The sequence below is a fragment of the Bacillus cereus group sp. MG9 genome (genome assembly GCF_040459995.1).
In the GTDB taxonomy this organism is placed as follows: Bacteria; Bacillota; Bacilli; order Bacillales; family Bacillaceae_G; genus Bacillus_A; species Bacillus_A mycoides.
In genome coordinates, this window is sequence record NZ_JARVHC010000001.1 from 4,074,638 (window position 1) to 4,094,650 (window position 20,013).

Below are 20,013 nucleotides of genomic sequence, written 5' to 3' on the forward strand. Positions count from 1 at the left end.
ATGAAAAAGAAGGTTTAACATGAAAGGAATACTTGAAAGAACATTTAAATTAGACTTACACCAAACATCACCAAAACAAGAAGTTTTAGCTGGAGTCACGTCATTTTTCACAATTGTTTATATTATGATTGTAAATGCGTCAATCTTATCAGATGCCGGCATTCCTCTTGAAGCAGGAATTTTGGCAACTGTTTTCAGTTCATTTGTCGGATGTCTACTTATGGCATTTTGGGCAAATGCACCTGCTATTCTTGTCCCTGGTATGGGTGTAAATGCATTCTTCACGTACACTGCTGTGCATACGCTCGGTTTAGCTTGGCAAGAAGCATTGGCAGCTGTTTTTATCGCCGGTATTATTTTTGCAATTGCTGCTTTTACACCAATTGCTCGCGTGCTTTCGGTATCGATTCCAAAGTCATTAAAGGAAGCGATCACTGTCGGTATCGGGTTGTTTTTAGCTTTCATCGGCTTGCAAAAAGGTGGTTTAGTCGTTTCGCATCCTAATACTGCTGTTGCAATGGGGAAATTAAGTAGTCCTGTCGTTCTTGCAACACTACTTACTCTTATTGTCGCACTTGTGCTATTTGTTCGTAACGTACGTGGAAACTTTTTATGGACGATTGCAATTGGAACTGGTATTGCATGGCTGTTTGGTCTTGTTGATACGAGTCAAATGGGAAATAGTTCGTTTTCATTCGCTAATTATGGCGATGTGTTTGGAGCTATGTCATTTGGAAAACTTTCTTCCTTACCATTTTGGATTGCAACATTCTCCTTAAGCATGGTGCTTATTTTTGAGAACATGGGACTACTGCACGGTTTATTAGAAGATGATCGTAAATTCCCACGTGCTTACCAAGCAAATGCAATTTCAGCAATGACATGTGGTCTATTTGGCACAAGCCCTACCGTTTCAACAGTAGAGAGTGCCGCAGGTATTACTGCAGGCGGAAAAACAGGTCTGACGTCTATCGTTACAGGGTTGTTATTCTTCGCATCACTGTTTGCGCTTCCGTTTGTCAAAATAATTCCTGACAGTGCCATTGCACCAATCTTAATTATTATTGGCGGTCTGATGATTACAAGCATTCAACAAATTCCTCTGAACGACTTTTCAGAAGGATTTCCAGCGTTTTTAATTATCGTTATGATCCCGCTCACATATAGTATCGCTGATGGCATTGCGTTCGGATTTATTGCTTATCCTATCTTGAAAGTTGCTCTTGGAAAGCGTAAAGAAGTCGCACCGTCCATGTATATTATTACATGCTTATTCTTAGCCATGTTCGTATTACACGCTATTGGCTAAGAAACAAACACCGAGGAAATCCTCGGTGTTTGTTTACTTAAACCAACCTTTTTTATAAAACCAAGCCATCATTCCGCCGCCAATTAACGCCATTAAAATTAAGCAAATAAAATAACTATACTTCCCGCCAAGCTCTGGCATATGTGCGAAGTTCATGCCGTATACCCCTGCAATAAATGTTAACGGCATGAAAATAGTTGAGAAAACAGTTAATGTTTTCATAATATTGTTCATATGGTGGGAATTCAATGAAAAGTAACTATCTCGAATATCTGCTGTCAATTCACGGCTCGCTTCAATCATCTCTGTCAGTTTAAGCAAATGATCATGTATATCTTTAAAATAAATTTCATGATCGCTTATACCGTAAAAACGAGTTGAATTTAAAATGCGATACAATAAATCACGCATCGGAATAATCGTACGCCTTAGCTTAGATAAATCTGTCCGAATATCAAATACCTCTTCTAGCACACTTCCTGCTGTCTCACCCGTTAAATTATCATCAATTGCATTTAAATGGTCTTCAATGTAATATACAGGTGCGAAATAATCATCTACAATTTGGTCAATAATTGTATGTGCTACATTTAAAGGACTCTTCTTAATACGTTTCTTCTCACCGAGCGTTTTCCATACTCTTTCAATCGCATTGTTATGAGAGAAGTGAAAAGAGACTATATATCGATCACTAACAAATAAATCGATTTCATGCGGTTCTAATCCGTCTTCTCCGAATGCATGGAGAACTAAAAAGTTATATCCATCATAAAAATCTACCTTTGGCCTCTGTACATACTCTACACAATCTTCAATTGCAAGGGGATGGAATTTGAAGTGATCTTGTAAAATATATGTATACTCTTCTTTCGTCGGCTTATATAAATCAAGCCAATACCATACGATGTTTTCTTGTCTCGTTTCTTCTAGCGACACATCATATAAAACTTCATTTTTTTTCGTTATTGCACAAATTCTAATCATAATTTCACCCTTTACTATTATAAACAAAAAATAGTAAAAAAAGCCAAGGAGAAATCTCCTCAGCTTTTTTTATTACTTCGTTACAATACCGTGTACTAAAGTTGGTGCATCTACGTGGTCTTTAGCGATTTTCATGTTCTCATAAATTTTCGCTTTTACGTCTTCAACATTTTCGCGGTTTGCGTAAATTGTAACAAGAGAGTCACCTTTTTTCACGCTATCGCCTACTTTTTTGCGAAGCATTAGACCAACTGCTAAATCAATTTCAGATTCTTTCGTTGCACGCCCTGCTCCTAAAAGCATTGCTGCTGTTCCGATTTCATCTGCAACGATTTCCGATACGTAACCGTCTTCTTTCGCTTCCACTTCAATTTTAAATTGTGCTTGTGGCAATTTAGAAGGATCATCAACAACAGATGCATCGCCGCCTTGCGCGGATAAGAACGTTTTAAATGATTCTAGCGCTTTACCATTGTTCATTACTTCAATTAACTTTTCACGTGCATCTTCTAAAGATGAAGCTTGTCCAGCAAGGTACACCATCTGACTTCCAAGTGTTAAACATAACTCTTCTAAATCTTTCGGTCCCTTACCTTGTAATGTATCAATTGCTTCTTGTACTTCTAATGCATTACCAATTGCTTCACCAAGCGGCTGACTCATATCAGAAATAACCGCCATCGTATTACGACCAACGTTATTACCGATGCGTACCATTGCTTCTGCTAAACGCTTTGCATCTTCATCCGTTTTCATAAACGCGCCTGCTCCAGTTTTTACATCAAGAACAATTGCATCTGCACCAGCAGCAATTTTCTTACTCATAATTGAGCTAGCGATAAGAGGAATTGAATTTACTGTTGCAGTTACATCACGAAGCGCATATAACTTTTTATCAGCAGGTGTTAAGTTTCCACTTTGACCAATAACAGCGATTTTATTTTCATTTACAAGACGCATGAATTCATCATTTTCAATTTCCACATGGAATCCTGGTACTGCTTCTAATTTATCAATTGTACCACCCGTATGTCCTAGACCTCGTCCAGACATTTTCGCAACTGGTACACCTAAAGCAGCTACTAATGGACCTAATACAAGTGTCGTTGTATCACCAACTCCACCCGTTGAATGCTTATCTACTTTTACCCCTTCAATGGCTGATAAGTCAATTGTATCACCGCTATTTACCATTGCCATCGTTAAATCTGCACGTTCTTGATCATTCATATCTTGGAAGAAAATTGCCATTGCAAATGAACTCATTTGATAATCTGGAATACTACCATTTGTATATCCTTCAACGATAAAGTTAATTTCTTCTGTCGTTAATGCATGTCCATCACGTTTTTTTGCAATTAGGTCCACCATTCTCATTGTGAAGTCACCCCTTCATTTGTTTTACAATTGCTTTTACTAATGCTAAGAAATTAGCTTTAACACGTTCTGTCGTTTCAATTACTTCATCGTGGTGAAGTGGTTGATCTAAAATACCAGCTGCCATATTTGAAATACAAGAAATACCTAGTACTTTCATACCTGCATGACGAGCTACAATTACTTCTGGTACTGTTGACATACCAACTGCATCTCCGCCAAGTGTACGAAGCATACGAATTTCAGCAGGTGTTTCATATACAGGACCTGTCATTCCAACATATACACCTTCTTGTACTTTAATATTTAAATCTGCTGCAACTTGTTTCGCCATTTCGCGAAGTTCTGGCGTATATGATGTAGACATATCAGGGAAACGTACACCCATTTCAGAATCATTTGGTCCGATTAATGGGTTCGTACCCATGAAATTAATATGGTCTGAAATTAACATAAGATCGCCTGGTTCAAATGATGTATTTACACCACCAGCTGCGTTCGTTACAACAACTGTTTCTACACCTAGTTCTTTCATAACACGAACTGGGAATGTTACTTTTTGCATATCGTATCCTTCATAGAAATGGAAACGTCCTTGCATTGCTACTACTGTTACACCTTGAAGTGTACCGAATACAAGTTGACCTGCATGTCCTTCTACAGTTGAAACTGGGAATTCAGGGATTTCACTGTATGGTACTGTTACTGCGTTCTCGATTTCATCTGCTAATACACCTAGTCCAGATCCAAGGATTAGTCCTACTTGTGGTGTCTCTTGAAATTTCTCTTTTAAGTATGAAGCTGATTTTGTAATTAGTTCACGATTCATCTGTTTATCCCCCTATTTCTTTAGCTCGTTTAAGAAGCTTGTTCCATGTTCTGGCATTTTAACATTAAAGTTTTCTGCTACAGTTGCACCAATATCAGCAAATGTTTGACGAAGTGATAACTCTTGTCCGCCTTCTTTCATGCTTGGGCTATATGCTAATAACGGTACATATTCACGTGTATGATCAGTACCAGGATGTACTGGATCATTACCATGGTCTGCTGTAATTAATAATAGATCATCTTCTTTTAGTTTTTCGAATACTTCTGGAAGACGTGCGTCATATTCTTGCAAGGCTTCTCCGTACCCTTGTGGGTCACGACGATGACCAAATAAGGCATCAAAGTCAACTAAGTTTAAGAAGCTAATACCTGTAAAGTCCATATTTAATGTATCTACAAGCTTGTCCATTCCATCCATATTTGATTTCGTACGAAGTGATTCAGTTACACCTTCTCCATCATAAATGTCAGCAATTTTACCAATAGCAATTACATCATAATCGCTATCTTTAAGTTCATTCATTACTGTGCGACCAAATGGTTTTAATGCATAGTCATGACGATTTGGTGTACGTGTGAAGTTTCCTGGCTCTCCAACGAACGGACGAGCGATAACACGTCCTACCATGTACTTCTCATCTAATGTTAATTCACGTGCGATTTTACAAATTTTATATAGCTCTTCAAGTGGTACTACTTCTTCATGAGCTGCGATCTGTAATACACTATCAGCAGAAGTGTAAACAATTAAAGAACCTGTTTCCATTTGTTCTTGACCAAGCTCATCAAGAATCTCAGTTCCAGAGGCTGGTTTATTACCGATAATTTTACGACCTGTCTTTTCTTCTAATTCATCAAGTAATTCTTTCGGGAATCCTTCAGGAAACACTTGGAATGGTGTATCAATGTAAAGGCCCATGATTTCCCAGTGACCTGTCATTGTATCTTTACCTGTAGATTTCTCTTGCATTTTTGTATAATATCCAAGCGGTTTCTCTACTTTAGAGATTCCTTTCATTTCACGAATATTACCAAGGCCTAATTTCACCATATTTGGCATGTGTAATCCATTCATATGTTCAGCGATATGACCAATTGTATCAGAACCTAAATCACCAAACTGCTCAGCATCCGGTGCTTCACCGATTCCCACAGAGTCCATTACGACTAGGAAAATACGTTTATATTTATTCATAACTGCAACCTCCTATATGTTCAGTTCTACTTCTTGTAGTATGTTCAAAACGCTATAAAGTGAAACTGTTATCAATGGGAATTATCTTTCGTCCTCATTATTAAACAGTACTGCTTTAAATCATTCTCTAACTTTTTCGTTTTACTTTCAAACGAACCAAAAAACTTCTAGGTTTTTCCAAGTCAGATGTCAGACATCTGATATTGATATCATAACATGTTTACGCTTTCTTTTTAATACATTTTCGTAGAATTTCTCATTTTCTTTACCCTTCTATTGTAATCCATTCTGCAAAGAAGTGCTAATCATTTCATGACTTATTTCCTAAAATAAAAAGCAGCTCTAAAGAGCTACTTTTTATTTTACTTCTACTGTTTCTTCTTTATGTTCATGTAGTTCACCTTTTCTTACATGAACTTTCACTTTATAAGCACCATTCTCTTTGAAAGTATGTTTACTTTCATACTCCCCTTTATTCCCTTCTTTCGCCGGAATAAATTCGTGTTTTTCAACGCCGTCTTTCCAAATCTCAAGTTGTACTTCAGCACCAGTTAACGCTTCTTCTTTTTGTTTTAAATGAACTTTCATTGTTGACTCAGCATTTGCTTTAATATCACCAGCCATAAGATGTATCATCGTATCACTTTTATGATCCCCATGACCTTCTTCTTTTTTCGCATCTTCAACTTTTGCATTTCCCACAGCCACTTTTACTTCTGGCATAACATGCATTTCACGTGCATTTGTATGAGCAATAACATGATATACTCCATCCGTTTCGAATGTTTTTTCTACAGCATAAACACCTTTCCCTTTATGCTTACCATCTAGCATCTCGCGCTTCTCGTCGCCATCTTTCCAAATTTCAAACTTTACATCATCAGCATCTGTTACTTTTTCTTTTCCTTGTGTAACAAGTGCTTGTACTTCTGTTTTTTCACCTGGTTTAATTTCTTTCGGATTCGTTTGAACTGCTACTTTTACAGCTTCAAGTTTTTGTTCTTTTTTCGGTTCTTCTTTGTTTGTATTACAGCCAGCCAATGCTAGCATCGCGATAAATAATGTAATAATAAGTTTTTTCATCTTCATTTCCTCCTTCATACTTTCCTTAGTATAGAGGAAATACATTGTAATATTCTAGTCTTCTGCTGAAAACAATGTACGAAATGTTTGTGAAGTTTCTGTGAAATGGTTCACTCTTCTTAATCTATGAAAAAAGAGCATAGTGACTATGCTCTCGGGTGAAACTGTTTATATACATCTTTTAATCTAGTTTTTGAAACGTGCGTATAAATTTGTGTCGTCGAAATATCTGCATGTCCAAGCATTTCCTGTACAGCACGTAAGTCTGCCCCATTTTCTAATAGATGCGTAGCAAAAGAGTGACGCAACGTATGCGGTGTAAGCTCTTTTGCAATATTCGCTTCTTTCGCTAGCCGTTTTAAAATTTTCCAAAATCCCTGTCTCGATAATCGATTACCATGATGGTTTAAAAAGAGCGCATCTACTGCTTTTTTACCCATCAATTCTCTTCTTCCTTTTTCAATATACTTTTGAATCGCTTCTGTCGCTAAGCTTCCTAGTGGAATAATTCTTTCTTTGTTCCCTTTCCCGATACAGCGAACAAATCCCATCGTTAAGTGCACATCTTCTAAATTTAATGCAATTAATTCTGAAACACGAAGTCCTGTTGCATACAACAACTCTAACATTGCCTTATCACGAATCCCAAAAGCACTTGCAGTTTTCGGTGTTTGAAGCAATGCTTCCACTTCGTCGATTGATAATACTTTTGGTAATTTTCGTTCCCCTTGTGGCGTTTCAATATGTACCGATGGGTCATGCTCCACTGCTCGTTCACGAAGTAAAAATTGATGAAACGAACGAATCGATGCAATATGACGCGCCAATGTTTTTGAAGATTTCCCGTTTTCTTTTAAATGCTGCAAAAAGTTAACAATATGCAAGCGTGTCACTTCATGAAACGTCTTCGTTTGTTCTACATTTTGCAAATACTTCACATAGCTTTTTAAATCGCGTTCATAAGATACAACTGTATTTTTCGCTAAACCTTTTTCAACAATCATATAATGAATAAAATCTTTTAATTGATCTTCCAATCTACACTACTCCCCATTTTCATAGAAAAACATCATTCTATTTACGAAAGCATCCTTTTCCGGCTCCTCATTCCCTGATACTTTTTCTACAGTCTCTTCTTTTGGCTTTTCATAACGATGGTAACTTTCATATTCTTCATTTATCCATAGTATAGCGAAATAAAACAAAATCGTACAACTTGTAAATAATAAAAATACTTTCATCCCATCAAAAGTTAATTTTAAAGCTCGGCGCATTGTAAATTCCTCCAAAATATAAGTTATTACAACATATGCCAAGCTTTCATCAATTTATACCTTATTCAAATAAAAAACCTCTTCCTAGTTAAATAGGAAAAGGTTATTTTTCATCCGTTTCATTTTCTTGACAATTTTTACAAATCCCATGGAATGTTAAACGATGATCTTTCACCTTAAAGCTCCAGTCTCGTTCCACTTTACTCTCCACTTCACCAAGTAAATCTTCTTGTATTTCTTGTACAGCACCGCATTGTGTACAGATTAAATGATGATGGAAACGCTGTGCACCTTCTTGGCGTAAGTCATAACGCGAAACACCGTCTCCAAAGTTAATTTTATCGACAACTTTCAACTCAGACAATAACTCTAAAGTTCGATAAACGGTTGCTAATCCGATCTCTGGCGACTTTTCTTTTACAAGGAGGTATACATCTTCTGCGCTTAAATGATCTTCTTCATTTTCTAGCAGCACACGAACTGTTGCTTCACGTTGTGGTGTCAATTTATAGCTCGCTGCATGTAATTGCTTCTTAATTCGTTCAATTCTTTCTTCCATTCGGTACTACTCCCTCCTCGCCACTCTTACACCATTATATCAGAAGAAGGGCTCCTGTCAAAAGAAAAACAATAAAAACAAATTGATAATTATTCTCAAAAAGTATTTATTGTTTGTTAATAGCCTCCACAACTTCTTTCATTAAAACTGGTGATGCATACACTTCGACACTGGAAGCAATAGCTAATACCGCTCCAATCACGAGAAAAAAGCATGTATAGCGAATTAATAACGGTAATAGTGGCTCAGTTATTTTCCGAATAAATTGATGCCTAATCATGCGTAAGGAAAAGCTTGCAGCAATTGTTGTCATTACGAGAAATACAGGAATTATAATTAAATTTTGTGGCAATACAGATACAAATGCTAATAATAGTCCATTCCATCCGTGCTGACTTACTAAAAAACCTACTGTAAATCCAACAACTACCCCTTTTAAAAATAGTAAGATAAAAATGAGCGGCAACCCAATAATTGAAATCCCCAAAATCCAAATAAAGCCGATATATTTTAATTGCGAAAAGTAACTTTCTCGAAACATTTCGCCCGCGACAGCAAATTCTCCTTTAGAAACTTGTCCAAAAAAACGCTGTAAATAAAATGATAAATCTTGCTTTTGGTTTATTTGTAAACTATTCACAAGAATCGCTCCAAATATTACTCCCATCAGTAATAAAACCGCATTAAATATATATAGTGAAGAATTTTCCTGTATGTGAGACATTACACGGTCTTGCCACGTTTTTCGCCACATTTTCCTTCCCTCCGTTCACACTCTTACTAAAAATGTATGAAAGAAAGAAAAAAAGTATGACGAATTAGCATTGAAATTCCGCTCTACTTTGCTAAACTAAAAAGTAGAGAATAGGAGGGATTTCTCTTGAAACCATTATTATTAGATTTTCCAACATTATTTCAAACTGAGCGCTTGCAAGTACGTAAGCCGTTTCCAGGTGATGGCACAGAAGTATATGAAGCAATCCAAGCTTCGCTAGAAGACTTATTACCATGGATGCCAATTACAGCTGAAACAGAAGAACGTGCTGAAGAAATTGTTCGCGAAGCTCACGGACAGTTTTTACTTCGTGAAACACTTGATTTCCACTTATACGATAAAGTATCTGGTACATTCATCGGAGCTATTACGCTCAAGCCTGAAAACTGGGATATTCCAAAGTTTTCACTTCACTTTTGGCTACATAGCGCTTATACAAAGCATGGCTATATGACAGAAGCCATTAAAGGTGCGATTCAATTTGCATTTGATAAACTAGGTGCTAGAAGAATTGAAATTCGTACTGATGCAACAAATATAAACGCATGTAACTTAGCAGAACGTCTAGAATTTATTTTAGAAGGTACAATGGAAAATGATTTCCTAGCACCCGATGGCAGCTTACGCGATGCACGTGTATATGCAAAAATCAACTAAAAACACTCGCCTTAGGCGAGTGTTTATTTTTGTAATTGTAAATATTGTACTGCAAACATCGTCTTAGCATCATGTATACGAAGGTCTTTCATAAGATCAATCGCTTCTTCTAATGACACTTCCATTAATTCCACAAATTCATCTTCATCTAAAGCTGCTTTATTTTCTTTTTGTTTTAATCCTGTCGCTTTATATACATATAAAATCTCATCTGCAAAACCAGGTGATGTATAGAAAGATGTAATAAGCTCCATATTTTCACATACATATCCTGTTTCTTCTTCTAATTCACGAACTGCTGTTACCTCTGGCTTTTCCCCAGGTTCTAACTTCCCAGCAGGAATTTCCACAATTGCCTTTTCGAGAGCTTTACGATACTGCTCAACGAGTACAATTTTCCCCTCATCAGTAATAGCAATAATAGCAACTGCCCCAGGGTGATTTACGATTTCACGTTTACTCATTTCTCCATTTGGTAATACTACATCATCAACACGAACTTTTATAACTCTACCATCAAAAATCGGTTCAGTTTTTACTGTTCTTTCTGCAAGATTACTCATACTACTTCATCTCCCTGTTCTATTTCCTAATCGTTCTTCATACATTTTACCACATTGAAAGGAGCGTGATAGAAATGAAAGTTTACATTTTACCAAATCGCGTCACTTTAGTCGGCAAAGCATGGCAAATTCGTCATAAGCTAAAACAATATGGCAAAGAGTATACAACTGTACAAGAGTGGATTACAGCAAATAAAAAGTAAACGTTTGTCAACCTTCTTCCCCTTTCGTACAATAAAGGTAAGGAGGTTGACCTATGAAAAAACGTCAATTAGGAAACTCAGATTTATATGTTACGGAAATTGGATTTGGCTGTATGTCTCTCGGTGCATCTGAGGCTGAAGCTATGCGTATTATCGATGAGGCAATCGATTTAGGAATTAATTTTTTTGATACAGCGGACTTATACGATTATGGATTAAATGAAGAATTTGTTGGAAAAGCTCTGAAAGGAAAACGCGACCAAATTGTTCTTACAACAAAGGTTGGAAATCGATGGACAGAAGAAAAAAACGGTTGGTCTTGGGATCCTTCTAAAGCTTATATAAAGGCCGAAGTAAAAGAGAGTTTACGTAGACTTCAAACAGATTATATTGATTTATATCAACTGCATGGCGGGACGATTGAAGATCCTATAGATGAAACAGTTGAAGCCTTTGAAGAATTAAAAAAAGAAGGGATTATTCGTCATTATGGTATCTCTTCTATACGTCCAAATGTCATTCGTGAGTATGCAAAACGATCAAATATCGTTAGCATATTAATGGAATACAGCCTTTTAAATCGTCGCCCTGAAGAATGGTTCCCGCTTCTTAATGAACAGCAAATTAGCGTTATTGCTCGCGGACCACTTGCAAAAGGGATTTTAACTAACAATAATGCAAGAAAGATAGAAAGAGTAAAAGAAAAAGATTACCTCTCTTATTCTTACGATGAGTTATATTCGACACTCGCGAGTGTAAAAGAAATAATCGGAGAAAGCTCTTTAACAGGAACAGCTATTCAATATTGCTTACATAACGAAACTGTTGCAGCTGTTATACCTGGTGCAAGCTCTATTCAACAATTGCAAGAAAATATACAAGCTAGCCAACAGTTATCTTTAACAAAAGAAGAATATGTACAACTTCAAAAGATTGTTAAGTATGATTCATATGCTTTGCATCGCTAAAATATTGATACCGATAAAAGCAAAAGACTGCCCCCCAACACTAGGCGGCAGTCTTTTTTTATAACGTATCATATTTATCAGGATTCGTTCCTACATGTAAATTACGATTTAACGTATTAATTTGATCCATCTCTTCTTCAGTTAATGAGAAATCAAAAATAGTAAAGTTCTCTTTAATACGAGATGGCGTAACAGATTTAGGAATAGTCACAATCCCACTTTGAATATCCCACCTTAATATAACTTGTGCAGGTGTCTTTTCATATTTTTTGGCAATATCTCGAATAATTGGATGCTGGAATACTTCGCCGCCTCTCATTAAAGGACTCCAAGCTTCCATTTGAATTTGCTCACCTTGACAGAAATCACGCAATTCAAATTGCGCTAACATCGGATGAAGTTCCACTTGGTTGACCATCGGCTTCACTTTACAATTTGGTAATAACAGTTCTAAATGATGTTTATGAAAATTAGAAACACCAATCGCGCGCACTTTACCTTCTTCATATAGCTTTTCTAAAGCACGGTACGTATCAACATACTTCCCTCTTATCGGCCAATGGATTAAATATAAATCTACATACTCCATTTGTAATTTCTTTAAACTTTTTTCAAACGCCTCGAGCGTCTCCTCATACCCTTGATCGTCGTTCCAAACTTTTGTTGTAATAAACAAGTCTTCTCGCGGGATTCCAGATTCACGAACCGCTTCTCCGACACCGCTTTCATTTTCATATACAGTTGCTGTATCAATCGAACGGTATCCAACTTCTAACGCTGTTTTTACTGCTTGTTTAACTTCGTCGCCTTCTTTCGCTTTATAAACGCCTAGACCAATCATCGGCATTTTCACGCCATTATGAAGTGTAGTTGTTGGAATATGCACAGTCGTTCTCCCTTTCATTGTTACATTTTTATAAGCCACTACTTTATTTCAACAAGATTCATCCAAAAAGTCAAAACATACGTACAGTTTACATAATACTTTTATACACATTAAAAAAAATAACGTGAACTCAGTCATTCACGTTATTTCCTTTCCATTCTTTCGCTTTTTCATCAACCTTACGTACAAATTCATTTTTTCCTTCTGTATACAACGTGCCATCATATGTATATTTTTCAGCTAGTTCTTTCTTTAAAGTCGCATACGCCTCTGCTTCTTCACAATGAGCCATCATATAATCACGAAATGCTAAATGCCTTACTATCTCAGGATTTTCTTTTTCAAACACGTGTAAGTGATACGAGCGTTTCTCCTCAGTTCCATGAATAAAAAAACGACGACCTGAAATACCATTTTCTCCTTTCACAATGTAACCAAGCTCATCAAACTTTTCATTCCAATGATCTACTCTTTCAATATTATCTACTTCCATTATCATATCAATGATAGGCTTTGCCGCAAGTCCTGGCACTGATGTACTTCCAATATGATGGATTTTTACCGTTTCTGGCATCGCCGATTTTAATCTTTCGGCCTCCATTTGAAATTTCTCACTCCAATGATTTTCATACGGAACGACTACAATTTTCCTCATTCTAACTCCCCTTTTCTTACAAACTCGTCAAAAAGATGATCAGTGGCATTTCACTGATCATCTTTTTATTATTTAAAGTCTTTCCAAGTAAGGCTACTTTCACTTAAGAGTTCTTCAAATGATTTATTCTTTTCACGTTCTTTTTGTTCTTTACGCTTTCTTTCTTGTTCTGCTGCCTCTTTTTTCTCTTCTCTCACTTGCAACTCTTTTTTCTTATTCTTTAATTGTTGCATTAACGAATCGTTCAATTGATCACCTAGTGTAAGTGATTCTTTCTCTGGTTGATTCATTTGAGAGTGTCTTTGTGTTTGTCTTTGCTTCTTTTTCTTCATACTATTCACCTTTTACTTTTTTCTCCATTATAGAGGATACACGGCGAAATCGACAATAAAAAAGGTTCCCTACTCTATTATTTATCTTTTGTAAATATGTTAATTTTTCGAAAAAACTAAATTTTTATATAGATATAATCCTAGTAATCTATTAAAATTATGTCGTATGATGTCAGATTATAAAAAAAGGAGAAATTAATTATGTGGAAAAAAATTATTCCTGCTGTTGCTGTTTTAAGTACTATTACTTTTTCAAGCGTATTCGCCGCTCCTCCATCTCAGACTCCTGCCGAACAAAACCGATACATAGACGTACAAATGCTTGGTATTAATGATTTACATGGTCAACTAGATACTGTAAAAAAAGTTAACAATAAAGAAGCTGGTGGCGCTGATTATTTAGCTACTTATTTAAAAGAACGCAAAAAACAAAACCCTAATACACTTCTCGTACATGCCGGTGATATTGTCGGAGCCAGCCCACCAGTTTCCGCATTATTACAAGACGAACCAACAATTGAATTTTTAAATGACTTAAAGTTTGATGTTGGTACAATCGGAAACCATGAATTTGATGAAGGTATCGATGAAATGAAACGCCTCATTTACGGTGGATATCACGAAAAAACAGGGAATTTCAAAGGAGCAAACTTCCCTTATGTCGCTGCAAACTTCTATAATAAATCAACTGGCCGCTTATTTTTACCACCATTCACTGTAAAAATGGTTGACGGAGTTCCTGTAGGGTTCATTGGAGTTGTTACAACGGATACACCAAATGTCGTTATGCCTACTATGCTTAAAAATGTAGAAATCACTGATGAAGTAGAGGCTATTAATAAATCCACACAACAATTAAAGCGTCTCGGCGTTAAATCTATCGTAGTCCTTGCACATGTCGGCGGAACAACTGATGAGTCTGGTGTAACAAATGGAGACCTCACTCGAATTGCAAATGAAACAGATCCAGAAGTCGATGTTATTTTTGGTGGACATAGTCATACGTATGTAAATGGTACAGTTAATAATAAACTTATCGTCCAAGCGAACTCTTACGGAACGGCTTTCTCAGATGTAGATGTAACAATTGATCGTAAAACAAAAGATATTGTAAAGAAAAAAGCTGAAGTTATTACAACATATCATGAAGGTGTAGAGCCTGATAAACAAGTACAACAAAAGTTAAATCAATATAAAGAAAAAATTGCACCGCTTGTAAATGAAGTTGTCGGAAAATCTACAGCACCTATCGACCGTAAACAAAACGATGCTGGTGAGTCTACTCTTGGAAATTTAATTGCCGATGCACAGCGCCAAATAATGCAAACACAAATCGCTCTTATGAATCCTGGTGGAATTCGTAATGATCTAGACGCTGGAGATATTACATGGGGCGAATTATACGGCATTCAGCCTTTCGGAAACCAATTAATTAAAGTAGATCTAACAGGTCAAGATATTCGTGATATATTAAATCAACAATGGCAAAAAGGAGCAACGAGAATGCTTCAAATTTCAGGTATTCAATACACTTGGGATGCAAACAAACCAAATAACGAAAAGGTTACGAATATCCGTTTAACAAATGGGGAAGAATTAGTTCCCTCTAAAACGTATAGCGTAGTTGCAAATGCTTTCCTAGCTTCTGGCGGTGATGGATTCGTATCCTTTAAAAATGGAAAAAATGCTGAAACTGGTCCAAACGATTTTGAAGCATTAGTCGATTATGTAAAACAAGTGAAAGAACCAATTCAGCCGATTATTGATGGACGTATTCAAAAAAACAATTAAATACTATTCAAACTAGTGCGTGACACTCGAAAGAAGAAGCTCCTTTTATATGCAAGGAGCTTCTTCTTTTAGAGTCATACGTATTGTCATTCTTCTAGTGCAGTAAAGGATACGCACATAGCCCCTTGTTTCTTCGTAGTATATAGAAAACTATAATGGGAAGATTTGTATGTATTTCTATCAAACAATGACGATACATTGTATCGACAAACACATTCGTAGTATTGAGAAAGCAATTAATGGAGAATATAGCGCCATTCATTTTTATGCTAGATTAGCTACTTTATCTCCAGACATAAATGAACGAACTCAAATCCTTGAAATTCGGCAAGATGAGCAACGAACAGTTGATTTTCACTTAGAAATTGCTGACGAAACGACAAATCAACAAGTGAAAGAAACATTTCGGCGCGCAGCAGCTGATGAACAAAATCATGCCGTTTGGTTCCTATATTACTTTTCGAAACAAAACAAAAAATGAAATAAAAGAAAGGATACACGCTCTTATATGGAACATAGTATCCTTTCTTTTATTTCTCTGGATACGTTTCATGATTAACATCATACCGTTGCAAAAATTCCTGTAGTGCTTCTTCTACAATTTTAGACTTTTGAATCCCTTTTGATTCCGATATAACATCTAGTCTTGCTAATACTTCTATATTAATCGAAAAGGTTCGTTTCTTTTTCTCTGTGCTCTTACTTATAATTTGAACACTTACTTCTTCTCTTTTTCTTAGCAATTCATAAATGCTTTGTAATTGTTCATAAATTAGTAATTGATAGTCTGTTTTTGCATATTGAAGGGCAGTAGCTTCTTGTATTTGCAAATGACGTGGCTCTTCACCATCACCTATAAAGATACGTTTTTTCTGCTCTCCATCATATTCATATCCAATCACCCTTAATTTCTTTGATAATGTATATGGGCTCATTTCAAGCCGTTTCGCTATAATAGCGATTGATTCGCGTCTATTTAAAGAATCAATAATTTCTCCAATCGTCATATTCTCCCTCCTCTCTTAATCGCCTAAACTTGAAATCAAACCAGTATGTTATGATACAATGATTTTCTAGTAGTATATGCAAAAGAAAGAGCCTGTGCGATTCATACCATTTAAGAAAAGGAGGTTTACATATGCTTTTTCGTAGCCATACCCCTCAGTTTTACAACGAAAAGAAGCAACTAATCCCTAACAGTATCGCTACGATAGAAAGCGTTATGATTAATGACCGGAAACAATCTCTCCTTATACGCGGCCAAAACGTGGACCAGCCTATTTTATTATGCTGTCACGGCGGCCCTGGTATGGCACAAATCGGCTTTATTCGCCATTTTCAAAAAGAGTTAGAAAAGCACTTTATCGTTATTAATTGGGATCAGCGAGGGGCAGGTAAATCCTTTTTATGGCGGGACATCCAAACAAATCTTACGATTGATCAATTTTTTTCAGATGCAAAAAAGGTTATTCAATATCTTCTCAAACGCTTTAATAAGCAAAAACTATTTCTCGCTGGTCATTCTTGGGGAAGTATTATCGGACTACAAATCGCTAATCAATGTCCCGAATATATAGAAGCATACATCGGCATCGGTCAAATCGTACATATGAAGCAAAATGAAGAATTACTATATCAACATTTAATTAGCTCTGCCAAAAAACATGACCATAAAAAGGCATTAGCTTCTCTTTTAAAATTAGGGAAACCACCCTTTTTAGATACGAGACGCCTCATTATTCAAAGAAAGTGGCTTGGTACATTTGGAGGAGCAATCCAAAATGGATCTTCCTTTTCTTTCATACGAAAAGGCTTCTTTTCTCCTGAATATACGCTATTAGATTGGTTCAAATTTCTCGCAGGAAATTTAAAATCCGGAGTTTTATGGGAAGAGATGCTGACAATCGATTTCTTTTCATCTATTTCAAGTTTATCTATTCCTGTTTATTTTTGTTCTGGTCGCTATGATTATCAAACTCCTTATGCACTCGTTCAACAATATTGCGATATCATTCAAGCTCCTATTAAAAAGATGATTTGGTTTCCAAACTCGGCACATTCTCCAGATTTAGAAGAGCCTGAGTTATTCGCTAAATCTTTACAATCAATTAAACAAGAACTATCTTTTCAACATTAATAACAAAAGGCGCTTTTACATTTCATAGAAAACATTTTATAATGATATGTCGCAAGTATATGTCACTACAAACACTTGCTTGCCTTAACAGAATAAAAATTAGGGAGATTACATTTATTATGAACGCTGTACTCATCGCAGTAGCAGTCATGCTACTGCTTAGTTTGTTACGTGTCCAAGTCATTGTCGCCATTATCGTTGGAGCTTTAACAGGCGGACTTATCGGCGGACTCGGTATTTCAGAAACAATCAGTACTTTTACAGCCGGTCTTGGGAACAGTGCTCCTATCGCATTAAGCTACGCAATGCTCGGTGGATTTGCTATTTCCCTTTCAAAAACAGGACTTCCTGATGCAATGATCCAATCAGCTTTAAAATGGATCGGCAACGAACAAGACACGAAAAAACAAGTCTATTCTAAAATACTTATATTATTTATCATTTTAACAATGGCTTGTTTCTCACAAAATATTATCCCTGTTCATATCGCCTTCATCCCAATCTTAATTCCAGCACTTTTAAAAGTATTAAATGAGCTGAGGGTGGATCGTAGGCTTGTAACATGTCTTATTACATTTGGGTTAATTACCCCTTACATGTGGGTTCCAGCAGGGTTCGGAAAAATTTATCATGACGTATTGCAAACAAATGCTGCGCAAAGCGGTCTTACATTTGATGTCGCACTTATTCCAAAAGCGATGACTATTCCAGCAATCGGTATGATTATCGGATTATGTGTAGCGGTTTTCATTACATACCGAAAACCACGTACATATGAAACAGAACAAATTCATTCTGCACAGAATGAAATCGTTCCCTATACGAAAAGAAGCATTACTTTGGGTTTATTATCAATACTCGCTACATTAACTGTGCAATTAGCAACAGAATCAATGATTTTTGGTGCTTTAGCAGGTATTATCGTCTTATCAGTTAGCGGTAGCCTCCCTCTTAAAGAAGCCGATGCTATTTTAACGAGTGGAATGCGTATGATGTCCTTTATCGGATTTGTTATGATTTCTGCCGCTGGATTTGGCGCTGTTCTTCGAAAAACTGGACATGTTGAATCTCTTGTGCAAACGAGTGCACATATAATCGGAAATAATAAACCGCTTGCTGCATTTCTTATGCTCATTATTGGACTTCTCGTTACGATGGGAATTGGCTCTTCCTTTTCAACCATCCCAATCTTAACAACAATTTTCGTACCATTATGCGTCCAGCTCGGATTTAGTCCCATGGCTACAATCGCAATTATCGGTACAGCTGGTGCACTTGGTGATGCAGGTTCTCCAGCATCTGATAGTACACTTGGACCAACGTCCGGTTTAAATGCTGATGGTCAGCACCATCATATATGGGATACATGTGTCCCAACATTTCTACACTATAATATACCGTTACTTATATTCGGCTTTATTGCCGCAATTACACTATAAAAGGTGCGTTTTAAAAACGCACCTTTTACTTTGTTGTTTCTCTCTCAATGCACCTAAATTCTGTTTCCACTTCTTCTTGTCGCACTTGTTTCTTCTTTATTTTTCCTATTAACTGTTGAAAAGCTATTTCCCCATTTTCTTCGATATAACTTCCAATCGTCGTTAATGATGGACTTATCCATTCACCCTCTACACTCCCGTTAAATCCAATGATTTGTAACTTACCTGGTATATGAATATTAAGAGTTTTCGCCGCCCTGATTAGCTCAATAGCGACCTTATCACTTGAAGCTACAACCCCATCTATGTATGGATGCTTTTGTAACAATTCAAGAAACTGTTGATTCGTATACCCTTGTACAATTTCCTCTCGATAAGAAAGTCCTTCTTTCCAAGCAGTATCTAGAAATCCTGCCACATGCTCTTCCATTTCTTCACTCTCTACTCCCTCACCGATATAAGCAAGAAACTGGCAGCCTTTCTCTTTTAATAAAGAAACAGCTTTCTGTCCACTTTCATAATAGCTCATAAGAGATTGTCGTTCTTCAAGCACAGCGAAAGGAAGTGAGATTTCTCCTATACTTCGAAAAACAGATTTCGTCATTATAACGCCTGCAATGTTATTTTGTTCCAACATATCTATGTATCTATTCTTATTTTCTATATTACAAACTATTACTTGATACCCTTCTTTGTATGCTATTTCCTCAACGAAACGGAGCAAAGTGATGTATGATGGATTATGCAAATTATGTACAAGTAATGCAATCACCGTTGAAGGCTGTTTAAATAAAGGCTTTGCTGTAGCATTCGGTCTATAATGTAATTCTTCAATTGCTTTTTTTACTTGTTTCACCGTATCTTCATGGACATATCCTTTTTCGTTAATGACTCTTGAAACGGTTGCGACTGAAACACCGGCCAATTTTGCAACATCACGTATAGTTGCCACATCGTCACCCCTTAATATGGTAATAGATTACAATTTTAAATTA

The 20,013-nt window shown here is 36.4% G+C and carries 23 protein-coding genes; 8 read left to right on the plus strand and 15 right to left on the minus strand.

All coding sequences use genetic code 11. The annotated features are described in order from the left end of the window. Positions 1-19 precede the first annotated feature (19 nt). Positions 20-1,309, plus strand: a complete 1,290-nt coding sequence (locus QCI77_RS20820) for an NCS2 family permease (protein ID WP_002192601.1) — start codon at positions 20-22, stop codon at positions 1,307-1,309. A 33-nt stretch (positions 1,310-1,342) separates the two neighbouring features. Here QCI77_RS20820 and corA read toward each other — a convergent pair whose 3' ends face one another. From corA to spoIIM, 9 genes are all read right to left on the minus strand, one after another. Continuing rightward, a complete protein-coding gene (gene corA / locus QCI77_RS20825) occupies positions 1,343-2,293 on the minus strand; it encodes a magnesium/cobalt transporter CorA (RefSeq protein WP_002033891.1) in 951 nt (316 codons plus the stop codon). A gap of 72 nt (positions 2,294-2,365) precedes the next feature. After that, on the minus strand, positions 2,366-3,670 hold the full coding sequence (locus tag QCI77_RS20830; protein ID WP_002192600.1) for a pyrimidine-nucleoside phosphorylase: 1,305 nt from the start codon (positions 3,668-3,670) through the stop codon (positions 2,366-2,368). Positions 3,671-3,677: 7 nt separating this feature from the next. Continuing rightward, positions 3,678-4,499: a purine-nucleoside phosphorylase gene (locus QCI77_RS20835; protein ID WP_001078443.1), complete on the minus strand. Its 822-nt coding sequence runs from the start codon at positions 4,497-4,499 to the stop codon at positions 3,678-3,680. 12 nt (positions 4,500-4,511) lie between these two features. Next, entirely contained in the window at positions 4,512-5,696 is a 1,185-nt protein-coding gene (gene deoB / locus QCI77_RS20840) for a phosphopentomutase (RefSeq protein ID WP_002192599.1), read from the minus strand. Positions 5,697-6,053: 357 nt separating this feature from the next. Then, the gene (locus QCI77_RS20845; RefSeq protein ID WP_087945154.1) at positions 6,054-6,785 is read right to left on the minus strand and encodes a FixH family protein; all 732 of its coding nucleotides are present in this window, start codon (positions 6,783-6,785) and stop codon (positions 6,054-6,056) included. Between the two features lie 140 nt (positions 6,786-6,925). After that, positions 6,926-7,816, minus strand: a complete 891-nt coding sequence (xerD, locus tag QCI77_RS20850) for a site-specific tyrosine recombinase XerD (RefSeq protein ID WP_002067028.1) — start codon at positions 7,814-7,816, stop codon at positions 6,926-6,928. Between the two features lie 6 nt (positions 7,817-7,822). After that, positions 7,823-8,053 (minus strand): YqzK family protein, encoded by a 231-nt coding sequence (locus tag QCI77_RS20855; protein ID WP_002088473.1) that lies wholly within the window; start codon positions 8,051-8,053, stop codon positions 7,823-7,825. Between the two features lie 103 nt (positions 8,054-8,156). Next, positions 8,157-8,612 (minus strand): ferric iron uptake transcriptional regulator, encoded by a 456-nt coding sequence (fur, locus tag QCI77_RS20860; protein ID WP_113769802.1) that lies wholly within the window; start codon positions 8,610-8,612, stop codon positions 8,157-8,159. A gap of 106 nt (positions 8,613-8,718) precedes the next feature. Next, the gene (gene spoIIM / locus QCI77_RS20865; protein ID WP_002014939.1) at positions 8,719-9,366 is read right to left on the minus strand and encodes a stage II sporulation protein M; all 648 of its coding nucleotides are present in this window, start codon (positions 9,364-9,366) and stop codon (positions 8,719-8,721) included. A gap of 126 nt (positions 9,367-9,492) precedes the next feature. Between spoIIM and QCI77_RS20870 the strand changes: the two genes are divergently transcribed. Further along, positions 9,493-10,044, plus strand: coding sequence for a GNAT family N-acetyltransferase (locus QCI77_RS20870; protein ID WP_002033881.1), 552 nt, complete (start codon positions 9,493-9,495; stop codon positions 10,042-10,044). 23 nt (positions 10,045-10,067) lie between these two features. Here the strand turns inward: QCI77_RS20870 and QCI77_RS20875 are convergent, their stop codons facing one another. Beyond that, positions 10,068-10,607, minus strand: coding sequence for an NUDIX domain-containing protein (locus tag QCI77_RS20875; protein ID WP_002014941.1), 540 nt, complete (start codon positions 10,605-10,607; stop codon positions 10,068-10,070). A gap of 74 nt (positions 10,608-10,681) precedes the next feature. On the opposite strand from QCI77_RS20875, the gene mciZ reads away from it, so the two are divergent. Further along, positions 10,682-10,810: a Z-ring formation inhibitor MciZ gene (mciZ, locus tag QCI77_RS20880; protein WP_000870295.1), complete on the plus strand. Its 129-nt coding sequence runs from the start codon at positions 10,682-10,684 to the stop codon at positions 10,808-10,810. A gap of 53 nt (positions 10,811-10,863) precedes the next feature. After that, positions 10,864-11,778, plus strand: coding sequence for an aldo/keto reductase (locus QCI77_RS20885; protein ID WP_002088476.1), 915 nt, complete (start codon positions 10,864-10,866; stop codon positions 11,776-11,778). 58 nt (positions 11,779-11,836) lie between these two features. On the opposite strand, the gene QCI77_RS20890 is transcribed toward QCI77_RS20885, so the two are convergent. The 3 genes from QCI77_RS20890 to QCI77_RS20900 form a co-directional block, all read right to left on the minus strand. Then, positions 11,837-12,664: an aldo/keto reductase gene (locus tag QCI77_RS20890; protein ID WP_113769803.1), complete on the minus strand. Its 828-nt coding sequence runs from the start codon at positions 12,662-12,664 to the stop codon at positions 11,837-11,839. Positions 12,665-12,794: 130 nt separating this feature from the next. Next, complete coding sequence (locus tag QCI77_RS20895; protein ID WP_113769804.1) at positions 12,795-13,319, minus strand: GrpB family protein; 525 nt, start codon at positions 13,317-13,319, stop codon at positions 12,795-12,797. A 68-nt stretch (positions 13,320-13,387) separates the two neighbouring features. Continuing rightward, a complete protein-coding gene (locus QCI77_RS20900; protein ID WP_002014945.1) occupies positions 13,388-13,651 on the minus strand; it encodes a YqkE family protein in 264 nt (87 codons plus the stop codon). Positions 13,652-13,852: 201 nt separating this feature from the next. Here QCI77_RS20900 and QCI77_RS20905 point away from each other — a divergent pair, with 201 nt between their 5' ends. Together QCI77_RS20905 and QCI77_RS20910 are read left to right on the plus strand one after the other, a co-directional pair. Continuing rightward, positions 13,853-15,442: a bifunctional metallophosphatase/5'-nucleotidase gene (locus QCI77_RS20905; RefSeq protein ID WP_353825422.1), complete on the plus strand. Its 1,590-nt coding sequence runs from the start codon at positions 13,853-13,855 to the stop codon at positions 15,440-15,442. Between the two features lie 169 nt (positions 15,443-15,611). Continuing rightward, a complete protein-coding gene (locus tag QCI77_RS20910) occupies positions 15,612-15,923 on the plus strand; it encodes a ferritin-like domain-containing protein (RefSeq protein WP_353825423.1) in 312 nt (103 codons plus the stop codon). Between the two features lie 49 nt (positions 15,924-15,972). Here the strand turns inward: QCI77_RS20910 and QCI77_RS20915 are convergent, their stop codons facing one another. Then, positions 15,973-16,449, minus strand: coding sequence for a ribbon-helix-helix domain-containing protein (locus QCI77_RS20915; RefSeq protein WP_002014948.1), 477 nt, complete (start codon positions 16,447-16,449; stop codon positions 15,973-15,975). A gap of 131 nt (positions 16,450-16,580) precedes the next feature. Between QCI77_RS20915 and QCI77_RS20920 the strand changes: the two genes are divergently transcribed. After that, a complete protein-coding gene (locus QCI77_RS20920) occupies positions 16,581-17,579 on the plus strand; it encodes an alpha/beta fold hydrolase (RefSeq protein ID WP_002143051.1) in 999 nt (332 codons plus the stop codon). A 119-nt stretch (positions 17,580-17,698) separates the two neighbouring features. Continuing rightward, a complete protein-coding gene (locus QCI77_RS20925; RefSeq protein WP_002014950.1) occupies positions 17,699-19,018 on the plus strand; it encodes a Na+/H+ antiporter family protein in 1,320 nt (439 codons plus the stop codon). Between the two features lie 25 nt (positions 19,019-19,043). Here the strand turns inward: QCI77_RS20925 and QCI77_RS20930 are convergent, their stop codons facing one another. Beyond that, on the minus strand, positions 19,044-19,970 hold the full coding sequence (locus tag QCI77_RS20930; protein WP_353825424.1) for a LacI family DNA-binding transcriptional regulator: 927 nt from the start codon (positions 19,968-19,970) through the stop codon (positions 19,044-19,046). Positions 19,971-20,013 lie beyond the last annotated feature (43 nt).